The 15148-nt window shown below is 70.1% G+C and carries 14 protein-coding genes and 1 tRNA gene; 7 read left to right on the top strand and 8 right to left on the bottom strand.

Going from position 1 to position 15148, the window contains the following annotated elements:
* Positions 1 to 111: 111 nt before the first annotated feature.
* Positions 112 to 624 carry a GNAT family N-acetyltransferase gene (locus AB0G47_RS17670; protein WP_360770220.1) on the top strand — a complete coding sequence of 171 codons (513 nt, stop codon included), beginning with the start codon at positions 112 to 114 and terminating at the stop codon, positions 622 to 624.
* A gap of 97 nt (positions 625 to 721) precedes the next feature.
* Here AB0G47_RS17670 and AB0G47_RS17665 read toward each other — a convergent pair.
* The 7 genes from AB0G47_RS17665 to galU form a co-directional block, all read right to left on the bottom strand.
* A tRNA-Ala gene (locus tag AB0G47_RS17665) sits at positions 722 to 795 on the bottom strand.
* 67 nt (positions 796 to 862) lie between these two features.
* Positions 863 to 2038: a gephyrin-like molybdotransferase receptor GlpR gene (glpR, locus tag AB0G47_RS17660; RefSeq protein WP_360770217.1), complete on the bottom strand. Its 1176-nt coding sequence runs from the start codon at positions 2036 to 2038 to the stop codon at positions 863 to 865.
* 197 nt (positions 2039 to 2235) lie between these two features.
* The gene (locus AB0G47_RS17655; protein WP_360770832.1) at positions 2236 to 2859 is read right to left on the bottom strand and encodes a GNAT family protein; all 624 of its coding nucleotides are present in this window, start codon (positions 2857 to 2859) and stop codon (positions 2236 to 2238) included.
* Positions 2856 to 3356 carry a MogA/MoaB family molybdenum cofactor biosynthesis protein gene (locus AB0G47_RS17650; RefSeq protein WP_360770214.1) on the bottom strand — a complete coding sequence of 167 codons (501 nt, stop codon included), beginning with the start codon at positions 3354 to 3356 and terminating at the stop codon, positions 2856 to 2858. Before AB0G47_RS17650 ends, AB0G47_RS17655 begins: the two co-directional genes overlap by 4 nt.
* Complete coding sequence (moaC, locus tag AB0G47_RS17645) at positions 3353 to 3841, bottom strand: cyclic pyranopterin monophosphate synthase MoaC (RefSeq protein WP_266865911.1); 489 nt, start codon at positions 3839 to 3841, stop codon at positions 3353 to 3355. Before moaC ends, AB0G47_RS17650 begins: the two co-directional genes overlap by 4 nt.
* Before the next feature lie 86 nt (positions 3842 to 3927).
* Positions 3928 to 5259 (bottom strand): gephyrin-like molybdotransferase Glp, encoded by a 1332-nt coding sequence (gene glp / locus AB0G47_RS17640; protein WP_360770212.1) that lies wholly within the window; start codon positions 5257 to 5259, stop codon positions 3928 to 3930.
* 4 nt (positions 5260 to 5263) lie between these two features.
* On the bottom strand, positions 5264 to 6169 hold the full coding sequence (galU, locus tag AB0G47_RS17635; RefSeq protein ID WP_360770210.1) for a UTP--glucose-1-phosphate uridylyltransferase GalU: 906 nt from the start codon (positions 6167 to 6169) through the stop codon (positions 5264 to 5266).
* 94 nt (positions 6170 to 6263) lie between these two features.
* On the opposite strand from galU, the gene AB0G47_RS17630 reads away from it, so the two are divergent.
* Positions 6264 to 6875, top strand: coding sequence for a 5-formyltetrahydrofolate cyclo-ligase (locus tag AB0G47_RS17630; protein ID WP_360770208.1), 612 nt, complete (start codon positions 6264 to 6266; stop codon positions 6873 to 6875).
* Positions 6876 to 6950: 75 nt separating this feature from the next.
* Here the strand turns inward: AB0G47_RS17630 and AB0G47_RS17625 are convergent, their stop codons facing one another.
* Positions 6951 to 9704, bottom strand: coding sequence for a penicillin acylase family protein (locus AB0G47_RS17625; RefSeq protein WP_360770205.1), 2754 nt, complete (start codon positions 9702 to 9704; stop codon positions 6951 to 6953).
* 234 nt (positions 9705 to 9938) lie between these two features.
* Between AB0G47_RS17625 and AB0G47_RS17620 the strand changes: the two genes are divergently transcribed.
* The 5 genes from AB0G47_RS17620 to AB0G47_RS17600 all read left to right on the top strand — a co-directional run bounded on the left by AB0G47_RS17620 (position 9939) and on the right by AB0G47_RS17600 (position 15124).
* A complete protein-coding gene (locus AB0G47_RS17620; protein ID WP_360770829.1) occupies positions 9939 to 11459 on the top strand; it encodes a potassium/proton antiporter in 1521 nt (506 codons plus the stop codon).
* A 266-nt stretch (positions 11460 to 11725) separates the two neighbouring features.
* Positions 11726 to 12991 (top strand): MFS transporter, encoded by a 1266-nt coding sequence (locus AB0G47_RS17615; protein WP_360770202.1) that lies wholly within the window; start codon positions 11726 to 11728, stop codon positions 12989 to 12991.
* Positions 12992 to 13058: 67 nt separating this feature from the next.
* A complete protein-coding gene (locus AB0G47_RS17610) occupies positions 13059 to 13403 on the top strand; it encodes an FmdB family zinc ribbon protein (RefSeq protein WP_360770199.1) in 345 nt (114 codons plus the stop codon).
* An 84-nt stretch (positions 13404 to 13487) separates the two neighbouring features.
* Positions 13488 to 14339: an S-methyl-5'-thioadenosine phosphorylase gene (locus AB0G47_RS17605; RefSeq protein ID WP_360770197.1), complete on the top strand. Its 852-nt coding sequence runs from the start codon at positions 13488 to 13490 to the stop codon at positions 14337 to 14339.
* 185 nt (positions 14340 to 14524) lie between these two features.
* Positions 14525 to 15124 carry a hypothetical protein gene (locus AB0G47_RS17600; protein WP_360770194.1) on the top strand — a complete coding sequence of 200 codons (600 nt, stop codon included), beginning with the start codon at positions 14525 to 14527 and terminating at the stop codon, positions 15122 to 15124.
* Positions 15125 to 15148: the final 24 nt, after the last annotated feature.

Here is a 15148-nt window from a genome sequence, read left to right as displayed (position 1 = left end):
GGGGCGAGTGTTTTACACACACTGTCACTGGTCACTGTGAGCATCCGGGAACGATACCGGCACACTTAATAAGGAAGCGCACCCCACTCGCATAGAAGTACGATACCCCGCATGACTATCCACCCGCCTCAGCAGTCGGCCGCGGTCGAGCTCCGCCCCACCCCCTTCGACCACCCCGACGCGATCAAGCTGAACGACCGTGTCCAGCTCGAATACGCCGAGCGGTACGGCGACGAGGGCGATGTCACCCCGCTCGACCCGGCGATGTTCCGCCCGCCGGGCGGCCTCTACCTCGTCGCGTACGACACGAACGGCACCGCCCTGGCCACCGGCGGCTGGCGCGCCCACGAGACGAACGACGAGGGGTACGCGGACGGCGACGCCGAGATCAAGCGGATGTACGTCACCCCGGAGGCCCGCGGCCTCGGCCTCGCCCGCCGCATCCTGGCGGCCCTCGAGGACGACGCGCGTGCGGCGGGCCGCACCCGCATGGTCCTGGAGACCGGCACGAAGCAGCCGGAGGCGATATCCCTCTACACCTCGACCGGCTACACCCCGGCGCCCACCAAGTTCGGCCACTACCGCTTCGAGAACCTGAGCCGCTGCTACGTGAAGGCGCTGTAGTCCTTCAAGACGCTGCGGCCCTCCCCGGCGCCGCAGCGCCTCGGCACACGCAAAGATCCCGTCCGGTTCGATGAACCGGACGGGATCTCATGTGCAGTGGACCTGTGGGGATTTGAACCCCAGACCCCCTCGATGCGAACGAGGTGCGCTACCAGACTGCGCCACAGGCCCTTGCAACGAGTGAAACTCTAGCATCCCGATCCGGGTGCTCGGAAATCCGTTCCTGGCTGGTCAGGCATCACTCGTTGGCGGCACACGGCCGCTCGCCCTCCTCGTACTGATCGAAGAGCGGCGTGCGCCCGCGCTCGCGGGCCCTGCGGGCGGACGCGGCCCGCCGTGCGTCGCTGCGGCCACCGCCACCGTCCGCCCCATCGGCGCCGCCCGCCGCATCCGCGTACGCCTCGTCGGCACCCTCACGCCGGGCCTCCTCGGCGGCACCGGCCCCCGCCGGCTCCATCGCGCTCGACCGCGCCGAGCTCCATGCGTCGGGGGCGCCCAGGTCGACATCGCCGGTGGCGCGCGGGGCGACGGGCGCGGTCACGTACGTCGGCAGCGGCACCGGCACCGGGTCCCAGCTGTCGCCGTGCCCGGGGCGGCGCTGCCGCTCGCGCTGCTGGTCGACCCACTCGGCGTGGTCGGTCTGCTCGACCAGGGCGCGGCGGTCGGCGGCGAGCGCGGAAAGACCGGTCTCCGTGTCGGGAGCTGGTCCTTCCTCCGTCGCGTCGACCACAGCGTCCGTGCCGGAAGGACGCCTGCGCGGCTGGCGTTCACGCAGCCGCTGCGCCGCGACCTCGGCCCGGCGCCGGTCCATGGTGTAGGTGAAGCGGCGCCGCTCCTGGCCGCGCAGGTACACGATGTACGCGCTCAGGAGCGCGGCCGGGACGGCGGGCGCCCACAGGAACGCGAGCCCGCCGACCGCCGCGACGATCGCACCGAGCGTGAAGGCGACGAACAGCATCACCGTCGTGCGCCGACGGCGCGCGAGCACCTTCATGCGCCGAGCGCGCGCGGCGGCTTCCGCCGACGCGGCCCGCCGGGCGGGCGACTGTGACTGCGACTGCACGGGGGACGGAGCCGGATCCGAGGGCTGTTGTGCAGGAGGCTGCTGCGCCGGGGGCTTCGCCTGGGGGTGCCGTGTGGCGGAGTCCGGAGGCGCGACAAAGGCCCGGACGTCCACCGATCCGGTGGCGTCGTCCGGGTCGCGCGACTCCTCCTCCTCAGGCGAGCGCGCTTGCAGGTCCTTGGCGTATCGGCGCTCCATCCCCGCCCGTCCGGACAGAAGCCGGATGGCGGTGCTGAAGCGTTCCGTCGGACGGGCTTCATTGAGCTCGTCCTGCCTACGGAGCCACATCGGCACCAAGTAGGCGGCCCAGGCCCCGACGATGACTGCGTAGATGAGGCCGCTGCTGCTCACGCCTCACACGGTAGAGGGGTTTGCGTGAGGCCATCTGCCAATTGGGCCGGTGTGTCGCACGATCTGGCTGATATCTCGAACTTTTTTTGTGACTGATGCGATCAACAGGCCACCGAGACCGTGAAATTAATGCCTCAGAGGGACCAAGTCGGGTCCCAGACGGTCGATCACCGACCAATTTCAAACACGTATTCTATTTACGCGGTGTTCCGAGGTCGTGCCTGGTGCCAGCGCCGGAGCAACCCTTCCGGTACCTCTTCAGCGGTGAGTGCGAAGACAAGATGGTCACGCCAGGCACCGTCGATGTGGAGAAAACGTGGACGGAGCCCCTCCTCGCGGAATCCGAGTTTCTCCACGACCCGGCGACTTGGCCCGTTCTCGGGGCGAATACAGACCTCGATACGGTGCAGCCCGACCGACCGGAAGCAATGGTCCACCGCGAGCGCGACGGCGGTGGGCATCACACCGCGGCCCGCCACCGACTGGTCGACCCAGTAGCCCACATGTCCCGAGCACATCGACCCCCAGGTGATCCCGGCGACCGTCAGCTGCCCGACGAGCCGCCCCTGGTACTCGATCACGAAGGGCAGCATGCGCCCCGCGGCGGCCTCCGCGCGCAGATGGCGGACCATCTGACGGTACGTCGGGCGGTGCACGACCGGGCCGCTCGCCGTGGGCGGCGGGATGGTGGCCTCCCAGGGGCGCAGCCAGTCCCGGTTGCGCCGGTTGACCTCACGCCAGGCCCGCTGGTCGCGCATCTTTATGGGGCGGAGGGCGACATCGCCGTCCGTGAGCTCGACGGGCCAGGAGGGGCTGTTCAGCTGGCACCCCCGGAGGGTCTTGGATGGTCGCCACCCCGGAGCTGCTCGACGGCGTGCGCAAGGAGGGGCTCCAGGACGGCGAGGCCGTCGCGTACGCCGCCGGTGGAGCCCGGCAGGTTCACGATGAGCGTCCGGCCCGCGACTCCGGCGAGGCCCCGGGAGAGCACGGCCGTGGGGACCTTGTCCCTGCCGTACGCGCGGATCGCCTCGGGGATGCCGGGCACCTCGTAGTCGATGACGCGGCGGGTGGCCTCGGGGGTGCGGTCGGTGGGCGAGACGCCGGTGCCGCCGGTGGTGAGGATCACATCGAACCCGGCGTCCGCTCCGGCGCGCAGGGCCTGCTCGACAGGGTCGCCGTCCGGCACGACCTGGGGGCCCTCGACCGCGAAGCCGAGCGCCGTCAGGCCCTCGGCGATGAGGGGCCCGCCGCGGTCGGCGTAGACGCCGGCGGCGGCGCGGTTGGACGCCGTGACGACGAGGGCGCGGTAGGCCTTCATGCCCCGGCTCCTTCGCGGCTCCAGTCCCCGGACTTGCCGCCGGTCTTCTGCTCCACGCGTACGTCCGTGATGACCGCGCCCTTGTCGACGGCCTTGACCATGTCGATCACCGTGAGGGCCGCGACGGACACCGCGGTGAGGGCCTCCATCTCGACGCCCGTGCGGTCCGTCGTCTTCACCGTGGCGGCGATCTCGACCGCGTCGTCTGCCACGGAGAGGTCGAGTTTCACTCCGGAGACGGCGAGCGGATGACAGAGCGGGATCAGGTCCGGGGTGCGCTTGGCGCCCATGATGCCCGCGATCCGCGCGGTGGCCAGGGCGTCGCCCTTGGGGACACCCTCTCCGCGCAGCAGCTCGATCACGCGGGGGGAGACGAGGACGCGGCCGGTGGCACGGGCGGTGCGCGCGGTCACGTCCTTCTCGGATACGTCGACCATGCGGGCGGCGCCGGCTTCGTCGATGTGCGTCAGTCGCTGCGTACTCATGTGCTGTGGCGCTCCCGGTCCTGGCTTCTCCCGCGGTGCGGCGCGGGGGCCTGTGTGCGCGACACCGTACCGCGCGGACCGCCTTCTCAGCCGAGCAGGACCACCTCGACGTCGGCACCCGGCTCCACCGAAGTGGTCTTCTCCGGGACGACGATCAGCGCGTCCGCGTGGGCGAGGGCCGCCACGAGATGGGAGCCTGCGCCGCCCACGGGCCGCACGGTGCCCGACTCCGCGTCGTGCCGCCCGCGCAGGAATTGCCGCTTCCCCGCGGGCGAGGTCAGCGCCTTGTCTGCGGTGAGCTCGGCGCGCGTGGTGGGCCGGTGGACGTCCGGGAGGCCCATCAGGGTGCGCACGGCGGGGCGTACGAAGATCTCGAAGGAGACGTACGACGACACCGGGTTGCCCGGCAGCGCCAGCAGCGGGGTGTGGTCGGGGCCGATGGAGCCGAAGCCCTGCGGCTTGCCGGGCTGCATGGCGAGCTTGCGGAACTCGATGCCGCTGCCCGCCTCGTCCTCGTCGCCGATCGAGGAGAGGGCCTCCTTCACGACGTCGTACGCGCCGACGCTGACGCCGCCCGTGGTGACGATGAGGTCGGCGCGGATCAGCTGGTCCTCGATGGTGGAGCGCAGCGTCTCGGCGTCGTCGGCGACCGCTCCCACGCGGTAGGCGATCGCTCCGGCGTCCCGCGCGGCCGCGGTGAGGGCGAAGCTGTTGGAGTCGTAGATCTGGCCCTTGCCCAACTCCTCGCCGGGCTGGACCAGTTCGCTGCCGGTGGACATGACGACCACGCGGGGGCGCGGGCGCACCGTGACCGTGCCGCGGCCGATCGCGGCGAGCAGGGCGATCTGCGGGGCGCCGAGGACCGTGCCCGCGCTCAGGGCGCGGTCTCCGGCCTGGACGTCGCTGCCCCGCGCGCGGACGTGCGCGCGTGCCTCGGCGGGGCGGTGCACGCGGACCTCTCCGGAGGCGCCGTCCGGGGCGGCGCTGTGGGCGCGCATCCCGGAGACGGGGCCTTCGCCGAGGCCTCCGTCGGTCCACTCCACGGGGACGACGGCCTCGGCGCCGGGCGGCAGCGGGGCGCCGGTCATGATGCGGGCGGCCTGTCCGGCGCCGACGGTGGGCTGCTCGCCCTGGCCCGCGGCCACGTCGCCGATGACCGTGAGGACGGCGGGGAACTCCTCGCTCGCGCCCGCGATGTCGGCGACCCGGACCGCGTACCCGTCCATGGAGCTGTTGTCGAAGGGCGGCAGCGAGACGGGCACCGTGACGTCCTCGACGAGGACGCAGCCCTGGGCGTCGAGGAGTTGGAGCTCGATGGGCTCCAGGGGGCGGACGGATCCGAGGATGTCGTCCAGGTGCTCGCTCACCGACCAGAGATGGTCCTGGCCGGTGACTTCGGTCGTCGCGCTGCTGCTCAAAGTGCTACATCTCCTCGGACACGTAACTGCGAAGCCAGGCCTGGAAGTCCGGGCCCAGGTCTTCACGTTCGCACGCGAGTCTGACAATGGCACGCAGATAGTCGCCGCGGTCGCCGGTGTCATAGCGGCGGCCCTTGAAGACCACGCCGTGCACGGGGCCGCCGACCTTCTCGTCCTCCGCGAGCTGCTGGAGCGCGTCGGTGAGCTGGATCTCACCGCCGCGGCCCGGCTCGGTCTTGCGCAGTATGTCGAAGATGTGGGGGTCGAGGACGTACCGCCCGATGATGGCGTAGTTGCTGGGGGCGTCCGCCGCTTCGGGCTTCTCGACGAGGCCGGTGACCTTCACGACGTCGCTCTCGTCGGTGATGTCGACGGCCGCGCAGCCGTAGAGGTGGATCTGCTCCGGGGCCACCTCCATGAGGGCGATGACGCTGCCGCCGTGCCGCTCCTGGACCTCGACCATGCGGGCGAGCAGGGGGTCGCGCGGGTCGATCAGGTCGTCGCCGAGGAGTACGGCGAACGGCTCGTGGCCGACGTGGGGAGCGGCGCACAGGACGGCGTGACCGAGCCCCTTGGGGTCGCCCTGGCGTACGTAGTGCATCGTCGCGAGGTCGCTGGACTCCTGGACCTTCGCCAGTCTCGCCTCGTCGCCCTTCTTCAGAAGGGCCGACTCCAGTTCGTAGTTGCGGTCGAAGTGGTCCTCGAGGGGCCGCTTGTTGCGGCCCGTGATCATGAGGACGTCATCGAGGCCCGCCGATGCGGCCTCCTCGACCACGTACTGGATCGCCGGCTTGTCGACGACCGGCAGCATCTCCTTCGGAGTGGCCTTGGTCGCCGGCAGGAACCGGGTGCCCAGACCTGCTGCCGGAATGACAGCCTTGCTGATCCTGGGGGGTTGAGACTCAGTCATGTCCGTAACCATAACCGGTGCGTATGTGCGGAATCTGTGGCTCCGGACAATTGGTTCTCATATGAGCGCAAATGGAAGGGTTTGTGGCTACGCCATGGCAGAGACCGGCTCGGACAAGGCAACCAAGCGCACGTTGCGAGGAGAGTTCCTCGCGGTTAGAAGCCGGTTGACTAGGGATGACGCGCAGGAGGCCGCCGCGGTTCTCGCCGAGCGCGCATTGGAGTTGCCGGAGCTCGCCGGGGCCCGCACGGTCGCGGCGTACGTCTCCGTGGGGAGCGAACCGGGCACGCGCGCGCTCCTCGACGCCCTGCACGCGCGCGGGACGCGGGTCCTGCTGCCGGTGCTCCTCGCGGACAACGACCTGGACTGGGGGGCGTACGACGGCGAGGGCTCACTTGAGCGCGTACAACACACGGGAAAGATCGAGCTGTTGGAGCCCTCGGGGCCGCGCCTGGGCCCCGACGCCGTCACCGAGGCGGACGCCGTGCTGCTGCCCGGCCTAGCCGTCGACGAGCGCGGGATGCGTCTGGGGCGCGGCGGAGGGTCGTACGACAGGGTGCTTGCCCGGCTGGAGCGGGCGGGCGCCGATCCGGCCCTGGTGGTGCTTCTGTACGACGCGGAGGTCGTCGCCCGTGTCCCGGCCGAGGGCCATGACAAGCCGGTGCACGCCGTGGTCACGCCGTCGGGAGTCCACCGCTTCCACTGAAGGCACGCCATCACGTGAAGGGCCCTCCACGCGTGCGTGGAGGGCCCTTTCAGTGTGCGCGGAGTGCCGTACGGCTCAGGGCCGCAGCACCAGGGTGTCGCTCGTGCTGTTCTTGACGGCCTTCTCCGAGAAGGACCACGGCAGCAGTTCGCCCTTGACCCACTTGGTGGTCTGGTCGGTGTAGTGCGCGTTGTAGGCGTGGCCCGAAGCGCCGGTGAGGTTGATCCACTTGGACTTGTCGAGGTCCTTCAGGTTCACCACCATCCGCATCGACGGCACCCACTGCACGCCGTAGCCGCCCGCCGCGTTCCAGCCGGTGGCGTTGACCGCCGCCTCGCCGCCGCCCAGCTTGAACGGGCCGCGGTTGAGCATGAACTGGAGCCAGCCGGGCCCGTCGACGCCCAGGGTCTGGTTCTTCAGGGTCAGCCGGTGCAGGCGGCCCCAGCTCCAGGTGTCTATGTCCTTGCCCAGCTTGGCCGTCAGGTCCCAGCGTGCGTCTTCCATGGCCCGCGAGAACAGCTGGTCGCGGGTCTTGGTCTCGGCGTCGGTACGCGTCCCGGGCGACTTCCACCAGTCGTTGTCCTCGTCGTCGAGGATCGACCGGATCACTTCGTAGTAGCGGTCGCCGCCGTCGGGCTGTGCCGACTCGGAGTCGCGCTGGCCGCACTCGCGCACCGGCTCGGCCTCGTCGGCGGGGCCCGTGTTCCCGGCCGGCTCGACGTTCAGGCACTGGCCCTTGACCCGCAGCTCCTTGGGGAGCTTGTTGCCGATGGACAGCTTGAGGATGTTGCGCCAGACCGAGTTGAAGTACGCCGCGGCCGCCGAGTCGGCGTCCTGGGTGTAGTCCCAGCCCTCAAGGAGCTTCTGCGCCTCACGGACGTACGGGTCCTTGATGTCGATCTTGAGCAGCTTGGGCACCAGCAGCTTGGCGATCTCGCTGCTGTTGTCCATCTGCATCGTGCGCATGTCCTCGGTGGAGATCTTTCCACCGTTCTTGATCTTCGACTGGATGAGGTCGGTGATGCGCTGGCTGCGCGCCCCGTAGCCCCAGTCCGACGTGAGCTTGTACGGGTACTTGTCCTCGTCGATGACGGCCTGGTTGGCGGTCACGATGTAGCCGCGCTTCGGGTCGTACTCGTAGGGCAGCGCGGACTGCGGGATGTAGCCGGTCCAGCGGTAGTCGGAGTCCCAGCCAGGAGCCGGGAGCGCGCCGTCGCCCTTGCCGCGGACCGGGATCTTGCCCGGGGCCTGGTAGCCGATGTGGCCCTTGGTGTCCGCGTAGATCAGGTTCTGGGAGGGCACTTCAAAAGAAGCGGCCGCCTTGCGGAAGTCCGAGAAGTCCTTGGCCTTGTTGAGCCCGAAGACGGCGTCCATCGACTTGCCCGGCTGGAGCGCCGTCCAGCGCAGCGAGACGCCGTAGCCGTCGCCCCGGTCGGGGGCCGCGCTGTCGACGGTGGCCTTCTTGCCGACCTTCACGAGCTCGTCGTCGCGGTCGGACAGGAGCGGGCCGTTGTCGGTCTCGCGGACGGTGATCTTCTTGGACTTGCCGCCCGCGACCTTGATGGTCTCCACGCGGCTCTTGAAGGGCACGACCTTGCCGTCGTACTCGTAGCCGTCGCCCGCGAACTTCTCCAGGTAGAGGTCCGTCACGTCGGCGCCCAGGTTCGTCATGCCCCAGGCGATGTCCTGGTTGTGGCCGATGACCACGCCGGGCATCCCGGAGAACGTGTAGCCGGAGACGTCGTACTGGCAGTCCTTGGAGACCGTCCGGCAGTGCAGGCCCATCTGGTACCAGACGGACGGCAGCTGCGGCGACAGGTGCGGGTCGTTGGCGAGCAGCGGCTTCCCGGTGATGGTGTGGTCTCCGGAGACCACCCAGGAGTTGGAGCCGATGCCGTTGCCGTTCGGGCCGAGGCCCGCGTCCGGGATGTCGTCCAGGACGTCGGAGAGGCCGGAGAGCTGGGACTGCAGGCCGTCGGGGGCCTCCGTGTTGCCCGCGAGGCCCGTGCCCGCGGCGCCGCCGGTGCCCGACTGGCTGCCCGTGGCGCCCTTGCCCTCGTACTTCTTGGTGACGCTGTTGAGGGCGCCCTCCTGGACGATCGGCTTGTTCCGGTCGTACGGGTACTCCGGGTACAGGCTCTTGATCTGCGACGGGCCGAGGCGGCTGGTCATCAGGGAGCGGTCGATCTCGTCCTGCATGTTGCCGCGCAGGTCCCAGGCCATGGCCTTGAGCCAGGCCACGGAGTCGACGGGCGTCCACTCCTGGGGCTTGTAGTCGTTGGTGAAGCCAAGGGCGGCGTACTCCAGGGAGATGTCCTTGCCGTCCTTGCCCTTCAGGTAGGCGTTGACTCCCTTGGCGTACGCCTGGAGGTACTTCTTCGTCTCCGGCGAGAGCTTGGAGTCGTACTCCTTCTGCGCCACCCGGTGCCAGCCGAGCGTCCGCAGGAACTCATCGGTCTTGACCTGGCCCTTTCCGAACATCTCGGAGAGCCGACCGGAGGTCATATGGCGGCGGACGTCCATCTCCCAGAAGCGGTCCTGCGCCTGGACGAAACCCTGGGCCATGAACAGGTCGGCGTCGGACTCGGCGTAGATCTGCGGGATTCCGTTGCCGTCCCGCTTCACGTCGACGGGACCGGAGAGGCCGTCGAGCTCGATCGTTCCCTTGGTCTGCGGGAAGGAGGCTCGCACGGTACTGATGCTCCAGTACGCGCCGTAACCGATGCCCCCCACGATGGCCAGGACCAGGACGATCACGATGAGTCGGGCTCGGCGCCCCTTCTTCTTGCCGGACTTATGACCGGAAGAGGCGGTGGTATTCGAGGGCATCGCTGTCCTTGCTGTCCTTACGCGAGCGGCAGTGCCGGCTGGGCGGTGATGGGAGCGCTGGAGCAACCATAGGCGCAGGGCACTACGGCCTCGGACGCGGAGTCAGGAACCTACATCGCGACGCATCGGATAGGTGTTCGAGGGCATCAAGGAAGCGTTAACAATTAGGTAAGGTAACGAAGTACTTGGCCCAGGTGACGAAGTACTTGGCTAGCACGGAGGAAGGAACGGCCCCTGACTGTCCACGATCTCAACCAGCTTCTGCTCATCTGCTCGCTCGTCCTGCTCGTCGCGGTCGCGGCGGTCCGGATCTCGTCGCGCAGTGGGCTCCCCAGCCTGCTCCTCTACCTCGGCATCGGCGTTGCGATCGGCCAGGACGGCATCGGCAACGTCACCTTCAACAATGCCGAGTTGACGCAGGTCATCGGCTATGCGGCGCTGGTCGTGATCCTCGCCGAGGGCGGTCTGGGAACGAAGTGGAAAGAGATCAAGCCGGCCCTTCCCGCGGCCGCCGCGCTGTCCCTGGCGGGCGTCGCGGTGAGCGTCGGCGTGACGGCCGCGGCCGCTCACTATCTGGTCGGCCTCGACTGGCGGCAGGCGCTCATCATCGGCGCGGTGGTCTCCTCGACGGACGCGGCGGCGGTCTTCTCCGTGCTGCGGAAGGTGCCGCTGCCCTCACGCGTGACGGGCATCCTGGAAGCCGAGTCGGGGTTCAACGACGCCCCCGTGGTGATCCTGGTCGTGGCCTTCTCCACAGCGGGCCCCGTGGAGCACTGGTACGTCCTCATCGGCGAGATCGCCCTGGAGCTTGCGATCGGTGCGGCGATCGGCATCGCGGTGGGCTGGCTCGGCGCGTACGGCCTGCGGCACGTGGCGCTGCCCGCCTCCGGCCTCTACCCCATCGCCGTCCTCGCCATCGCGGTCACGGCGTACGCGGCCGGCGCCATGGCGCACGGCAGTGGATTCCTCGCCGTCTACCTCGCCTCGATGGTCCTCGGCAACGCCAAGCTGCCGCACTGGCCGGCCACCCGCGGCTTCGCCGAAGGGCTCGGCTGGATCGCCCAGATCGGCATGTTCGTCCTGCTCGGACTGCTGGTCACCCCGCACGATCTGCTCGACGACACCTGGCCCGCGATCGTCATCGGCCTGGTCCTGACCGTGGTGGCCAGACCGCTGGAAGTCGTGATCGCCCTGCTGCCGTTCCGCCTGCCCTGGCAGGAGAAGGCCCTGATGTCCTGGGCGGGCCTTCGCGGCGCCGTGCCCATCATCCTCGCCACCATCCCCATGGTGAACGGCGTCGACGACAGTCAGCGGATCTTCAACATCGTCTTCATCCTGGTCGTCGTCTACACCCTCATCCAGGGCCCTACGCTGCCGTGGCTGGCCAGGAAACTGCACCTCGGCGACTCCACGGGCGCCGCCGACCTGGGCATCGAATCGGCGCCCCTGGAGCGCCTGCGCGGACATCTGCTCTCGGTGGCGATTCCCAAGGGCTCGCGGATGCACGGCGTCGAGGTGGCCGAGCTCCGGCTGCCCGCCGGGGCCGCGGTCACGCTGGTCGTACGGGACGGCGAATCCTTTGTGCCGCTGCCCACGACCGTGCTGCGCCGCCGGGACGAGCTCCTGGTGGTGGCCACCGACCCGGTGCGCGATGCCGCGGAGCAGCGGCTGCGCGCGGTCGGACAGGGCGGAAAGCTGGCCGGCTGGCTGGGAACGAGCGACCAGGAACCGGACGGGCGGGGCAATCGCAGGTGACGGGCGCCTCATTCTCCGTATTCGCAGGCTTGATGCACCTACTCCCTGTACGATGAAGGCGCACATGATCTGAAGCGATCGATCATGTCTGAACCAACTGATCGAACCAACTCTGTCTGACGCAGAGCTGGCGCCGACCGTATGGCGGCCGCGTGTCCTCGCAGTGGGCAACCGGTATCTACCGCAGTCCCGCGCAAGAGGACAGCTCTCGGCGCCGTCGCCCTGAAAAGGGGGCCGCGCTACCAGGCGGCAGAAAGGCACGGGCCGTGGCATCCACGGTCACCTCCCGCCCCGGATACGGACAGCTGCTGCGCACCCGCGGCGCCTGGACGTTTCTCCTGCCCGGCTTCGCGGCACGCCAGCCCTTCGCGATGCTGACCATCTCCATCGTCCTGCTGGTGCAGCACACCACCGGCTCCTACGGCGCCGCAGGTGCCGTCTCGGCCGTCACCGGCGTCTCCATGGCGGTGTTCGCCCCCTTCAGCGGCAAGCTCGCCGACCGGTTCGGCCAGCGCGCCGTACTGGTGCCCGGCGTGCTCATCCACACCGTGTCGGTGCTCTCCCTGACGCTGCTCGCGCTGTCGGACGCCCCCTTGTGGGCCCTGTTCGTCGCGGCGGTGCCCACCGGCGCCTCCACGCCGCAGATCGGCCCCATGGTGCGGGCCCGCTGGGGCGTCAAGCTGCAGGACTCCCCGCTCGCCAGTACGGCGGCCGCCTTCGAGTCCGTCACGGACGAGCTGACGTTCGTCCTCGGCCCGCTCTTCGCCACCGCGCTGTGCACCGCCATCGACCCGTCGGCGGGACTCTTCGCGGAGGCCGGCCTCACCCTGGTCGGCGGCCTGCTGTTCGCGGCACAGAAGAGCACCCAGCCCAAGCCCGTCCCGCGTGACGTCCACGCGCGCGTGGAGCACGTCTCCGCGCTGCGGGTCCCCGGAGTGCGGGTCCTGATCGTCACCTTCCTGGGCATCGGCGCCGTCTTTGGCGGCATGCAGGTCGCCCTCGCCGCCTTCACCGAGTCGATCGGCGAGCCCGGCCTGAACGGTGTCCTGTACGGCACCTTCGCGGCGGGCAACATGCTCTCCGGCCTGGCCTGCGGTGCCATCGCCTGGAAGATCGCTCCGCAGCGGCGCCTCGTCGTCGCGTACGCGGCGCTGACGCTGATGGCCTCCGGGCTCTGGGCCATGCACTCCGTGGTGCTGCTCGCCGGGCTCGGCCTCCTGGTGGGTGTCTGCATCGCTCCGGCGCTGATCACCGGCTACACGCTGGTGGACAAGCTGGTGGCGCCGACCGGCCGCACCGAGGCCTTCACCTGGCTGACGGGCGCCGTCGCGCTCGGCCAGGCGGCCGCCGTCACGGTGGCCGGACAGCTGGAGGACCGCCTGTGGGACGGCGCCGGATTCCTGGTGCCGCTGGGCGGTACGGCACTGGCCCTGGTGGTGCTGCTCGCCCTGCGTTCGCGGCTCACGCCCCGGTCCGCCGGACGGACGGTGGCGCGTGGCGTCGGTCACCGCGAGCCGGTCACGGTGGACTGATCTCGCGGAATACGTCACTATGGACCGTCGTTAGCACTCATCGAGTGAGAGTGCCAGGAGGAAGCAAGTGCCGACGTACCAGTACCAGTGCACCGAGTGCGGCGAGGGCCTCGAGGCGGTGCAGAAGTTCACCGATGACGCCCTGACCGTGTGCCCCAGCTGCGACGGACGCCTCAAGAAGGTGTTCTCGGCCGTCGGCATCGTCTTCAAGGGCTCCGGCTTCTACCGCAACGACAGCCGTGGCTCCTCGTCGAGCAGCACGCCGTCGTCGACGTCGGCGTCGAAGTCGTCGGACTCCAAGTCCGCGTCGACCGCTTCGTCGTCTTCTTCGTCCTCCTCGTCGGACTCCAAGTCGTCCGGCTCCGCGTCGACCTCGTCCTCGGGGTCGTCCGCCGGCTCGTCGGCCGCCTAGGCCCACCACGCCTTTCTGCCAGGTCCCCGCCGTCTTCCGACGGCGGGGACCTCGGCGTACCACCGCCCGGCTACTGTGCTGGACATGGCGAACACGGCGAACGCGACGCGGGCCGACATCGGTGTCATCGGCGGCTCGGGCTTCTACTCCTTCCTCGACAACGTGACCGAACTCCAGGTCGACACCCCCTACGGGGCGCCGAGCGACTCCCTCTTCCTCGGTGAGATCGCCGGGCGACGGGTCGCCTTCCTGCCCCGGCACGGCCGCGGGCACCATCTGCCGCCGCACCGCATCAACTACCGCGCCAATCTCTGGGCGTTGCGCTCCGTGGGCGTACGACAGGTCCTCGGGCCGTGTGCGGTGGGCGGGCTCCGTCCCGAGTTCGGGCCCGGGACGCTGCTGGTGCCCGACCAGCTCGTGGACCGCACGAAGGCCCGTACGCAGACGTTCTTCGACGGGGTCCCGCTCGCGGACGGCAGCATTCCGAACGTCGTGCACGTATCGCTTGCCGACCCGTACTGCCCGGCCGGGCGCAGCGCCGCGCTGAAGGCGGCGCGCGGCCGTGACTGGGAGCCGGTGGACGGCGGGACGCTGGTGGTGATCGAGGGGCCGCGGTTCTCGACCCGTGCGGAGTCGCGCTGGCACGCGGCGCAGGGCTGGTCCGTGGTGGGCATGACCGGGCATCCCGAGGCCGTGCTCGCCCGTGAACTGGAGCTCTGCTACACGTCGTTGACGCTGGTCACGGATCTCGACGCGGGGGCGGAGAGCGGCGAGGGCGTCTCGCACGACGAGGTCCTGCAGGTGTTCGCGGCGAACGTGGACCGGCTGCGCTCGGTGCTTTTCGACGCGGTGGCGGGGCTGCCGGCGGAGGGCGAGCGGGACTGCTTGTGTGCGGGGGCGCTGGGTGGGATGGACCCAGGGATCCGGCTGCCTTGAGGGGGCTCGGGGGCGGACTGCTCGGGGGCGGACTGGTGGACGGCCTCGTGGGCCGGAACTTCCCCTTCGGGTGAGGGAGTTGTCCACAACCGGCGAGTAGTACACGGGGCTCAGCGGGATTCGGCGCGGGCCTGCATCGTGAGAGCGGAAGCCAAGCTCATCTCTCGTCGCAGGCGGTGCTCGTCGTGATCCCAGTCCGTTCGCAGTCCCGGTCTCAGTCGCAGTCCCATTCCTTCTCGCAGCCCCATTCCCCGTCGCAGCCCGAGCTCCAGGTCCACCGGCCGGCCGACGGCTGCCAGGTGCCGCACTTCGCTCCCGTTCGGGTACGCGGCGGGCGGCACCGGCTGCGACGGCTGCTGCGGCACAGACGGCGGGCCATGGCCGCGGGGCTCGCGATGACCGCCGCCGCGCTCGTAGCCGCCGGGCCTCGGGACGCCGAACGGGTGCGGCCGCAGGGTCAGCCGTCCGCCGCTGCCGCGCCCTCGCGCGAACGGGCCGCCGCTCTGGTGACGGCTCCCGTGCGGATCGCGGACGCGGCGACGGTGCGGCTGCTGCACCGCGGGGACCGCGTCGACGTCGTCGCCGCCGACGGCTCGACGGCGGGCGGCGGCGCACCGCGAGTGGTGGCGGCCGGCGCCAGGGTGGCCGAGGTGCCCGAGCCGGACGACGGGGCCGAAAGCGCCGCCGAGGGCGGGGCGTTGGTGGTGCTCTCCGTACCGCGGGCGACGGCTGCGCGGCTGGCCGGCGCGGGTGCGAGTGCGCGCCTGGCGGTGACGTTGTGCTGATTCATGGCGTGTGCAACTGCACTG

The organism is Streptomyces sp. NPDC021622 (assembly GCF_040640795.1).
GTDB lineage: Bacteria > Actinomycetota > Actinomycetes > Streptomycetales > Streptomycetaceae > Streptomyces.
This window is presented reverse-complemented; position numbering and strand designations above follow the sequence as displayed.